Here is a 2416-nt window from a genome sequence, read left to right as displayed (position 1 = left end):
GTATATAAGAAACAAAACAGCCATACAAGGCAAAGCCATTTAGCAAAGGAATAGACGGCTGACAAAGCCTGATAAAGCGCTCTATATATTGTCATATCTTAACGTTTCTGTTGTTTTTATCAAATTTCGGCACTAGTATATACAGCCTAAACACAATACAAATTAAGCAATACCGGCCATATGCCGGATACGTTTACTTCCTTGTTACTCTCATCAATATCTAAAGAAAATATCATGACAATCGAAAAAGCAATGCGCATCCGCAATGTGCAATTTGAATTACGACATTTAGAGCAATTGCAGCCGCCCCCCCTTGCACAAGCAACAACAGGCACGTCGGGAGATGACGTTTATCATGTAACCCGCAGCAACGATACAATCATTGAAAACCCAAATGGCAGAGATGATACGGTTTACAGTTGAAAACCGGCGATGATTGGGTCTTAACCATCAAAGATACAGGCGACACCCTGACCATCCATGACATTGCCAACAATAATGTCGACAGCTTTGTATTCGGAAACGGTAAGAGCTACACCGCCGACGAAATCAACAAAGCACTGATGACTGAAAATACACAAAACAACGGTATCCTGTAAAACTCAAAGGCCGTCTGAAACCTTAATTCAGACGGCCTTAGTCCTTTGCTGATTTATTTATCGTTCTGCTATATAATTATTCTCATTCGAATTCACAAGAAAGAATAAAAATGGATGCCTTAAATCTCCTCACCACGCGTCGCTCTTCCAAAAAACTGACTGCTCCTGCACCCAATGCCAAGCAACTGGAACAAATGCTGCAAGCGGCAACACAAGTACCTGATCACGGCAATATGCGCCCTTACCGCTTTACTGTGATTCAAAGCGAGACCGGCTTACAACGTTTCCGCGAGCTGTTGAGCAATACCGTTACCGAACTCAACTTCGGCCATGATGCCATGAAAAAAGCCGAACGCGTCGGCAACATGGCGCCTATGATTATCGGCGTTACATTTACGCCAAACCGTGAAGTGGCAAAACCCAAACCTGAATGGGAGCAAATGCTGACTGCCGGCTGCGCCGCCTATGCTTTACAACTGGCTGCTTCTGCTCAAGGCTTCGACAATGTTTGGATTACGGGCATGTGGGTCAACAGCCCATTGTTGCGCGAAGCATTTGAGTGTGCCGACAAAGACAAAATCATCGGCCTGATGATGATTGGTTCGCCAACCGAAGAAGGCGGCGGCCCCAAAAACACCAACTTGGAATGTTTTACAACTTATTGGTAAAGCCTGAAAACACTAAGGCCGTCTGAAAACCTAATCTAATGGTTGTTCAGACGGCCTTTTTATATCTATTATCGAAGCATCAAACCGGATACATAAACGCTTCAATTTCTTCCAAAGAAATATCCGCCGTCGCGCCATGGCGTGAAGCCACCAATGCACCCAACGCACAAGCAAAAGCAATGGCTTCTTGAGGAGGCGCATTGTTCAGCAGTTTGTAAGTCAACCCACCAAGAAAGCTGTCGCCGGAGCCGACAGTATCCACCACTTTGACGCGGAAACCGCAATGGCGGTATAACTCGCCGTCCTTATACAAAACCGCGCCATGACTACCCAAAGTCACGCAAAGGATTTTGACGCCGGTCAGCTCAACGAGGTAGCCGATATTTTGCTCGATACTGTGATAAGGAGAGCCGTAAGCCGCAGCCAATTCATACAACTCATCATCGTTGAGTTTGACCATATCGGACTGTTTCATGGTCTCCAACAAGCGGTCAATATCGTAATGGGGCTTGCGCAGATTAACGTCAAAAATTTTGAATTTGGCTTCTTTCAGCAAAACTGCCAAGCTTTTACGCGAAACTTCATCACGGGTTGCCAAGCTGCCAAAAACGAACGCATCGGATTCTGCCACACGTTTGATTGCCGCATTATCAACCGCAATCCTGTCCCACGCGCAAGGATAGACAATCTCATAAGACGCACTGCCACACTTATCCAAATGTACTTTCACCAAGCTGGTCGCACATTCATGACAAACCTGCAAATAATCAGTGTTGACGTTTTTGCTTTGAATCTGGCGTAGCAATTCTTCGCCATCGGCATCATCGCCACGACGGCTGATGATGGCAGTATCGATACCCAAAGACTGCAAACGAACGGTAACATTCAGGGGTGCACCACCCAATACCTTTCCGTTTGGAAAATCGTCCCACAGCACTTCGCCGAAACTGGTTACTTTCATTCTTGGCCTTCCTTTTTTGAGGTTGATTGGCAGGGTCTGCACACCCGACAGATTTTTTGCAAATCATGTACTTGTAGTAAAACTCCAGCATCGGGGGCAAAAGTATTATGTTTTAAAATATTGGGACTGACAAGCAATTAAGGGCATATCAGACAATAAACTTGATTCATCACAAAATTATATTGTTC

4 protein-coding genes are annotated in these 2416 nt (G+C 45.2%); 3 read left to right on the top strand and 1 reads right to left on the bottom strand.

What is annotated here, in order from left to right; genetic code table 11:
• The first annotated feature begins 234 nt into the window (after nucleotides 1-234).
• The 3 genes from ACTHUT_RS18030 (at nucleotide 235) to ACTHUT_RS18020 (ending at nucleotide 1267) form a co-directional block, all read left to right on the top strand.
• On the top strand, nucleotides 235-423 hold the full coding sequence (locus ACTHUT_RS18030; RefSeq protein ID WP_440419286.1) for a hypothetical protein: 189 nt from the start codon (nucleotides 235-237) through the stop codon (nucleotides 421-423).
• Nucleotides 420-599, top strand: coding sequence for a calcium-binding protein (locus ACTHUT_RS18025; protein ID WP_224783525.1), 180 nt, complete (start codon nucleotides 420-422; stop codon nucleotides 597-599). Before ACTHUT_RS18030 ends, ACTHUT_RS18025 begins: the two co-directional genes overlap by 4 nt.
• A gap of 110 nt (nucleotides 600-709) precedes the next feature.
• On the top strand, nucleotides 710-1267 hold the full coding sequence (locus ACTHUT_RS18020; protein WP_250599891.1) for a nitroreductase family protein: 558 nt from the start codon (nucleotides 710-712) through the stop codon (nucleotides 1265-1267).
• A gap of 79 nt (nucleotides 1268-1346) precedes the next feature.
• Here ACTHUT_RS18020 and ACTHUT_RS18015 read toward each other — a convergent pair whose 3' ends face one another.
• Nucleotides 1347-2228, bottom strand: a complete 882-nt coding sequence (locus tag ACTHUT_RS18015; RefSeq protein ID WP_250599889.1) for a carbohydrate kinase family protein — start codon at nucleotides 2226-2228, stop codon at nucleotides 1347-1349.
• Between the last annotated feature and the right edge of the window lie 188 nt (nucleotides 2229-2416).

Source organism: Neisseria sp. P0022.S010 (assembly GCF_051956635.1).
Note: the sequence above shows the minus strand (reverse complement) of the source record. Positions and strands in the feature narration are given on the sequence as shown.

Excerpts from the sequence above, each read along its gene's own strand:
- ACTHUT_RS18030 (WP_440419286.1), top strand. The coding sequence starts at position 235 with ATGACAATCGAAAAAGCAATGCGCATCCGCAATGTGCAATTTGAATTA.
- ACTHUT_RS18015 (WP_250599889.1), bottom strand. The coding sequence starts at position 2,228 with ATGAAAGTAACCAGTTTCGGCGAAGTGCTGTGGGACGATTTTCCAAAC.
- ACTHUT_RS18020 (WP_250599891.1), top strand. The coding sequence starts at position 710 with ATGGATGCCTTAAATCTCCTCACCACGCGTCGCTCTTCCAAAAAACTG.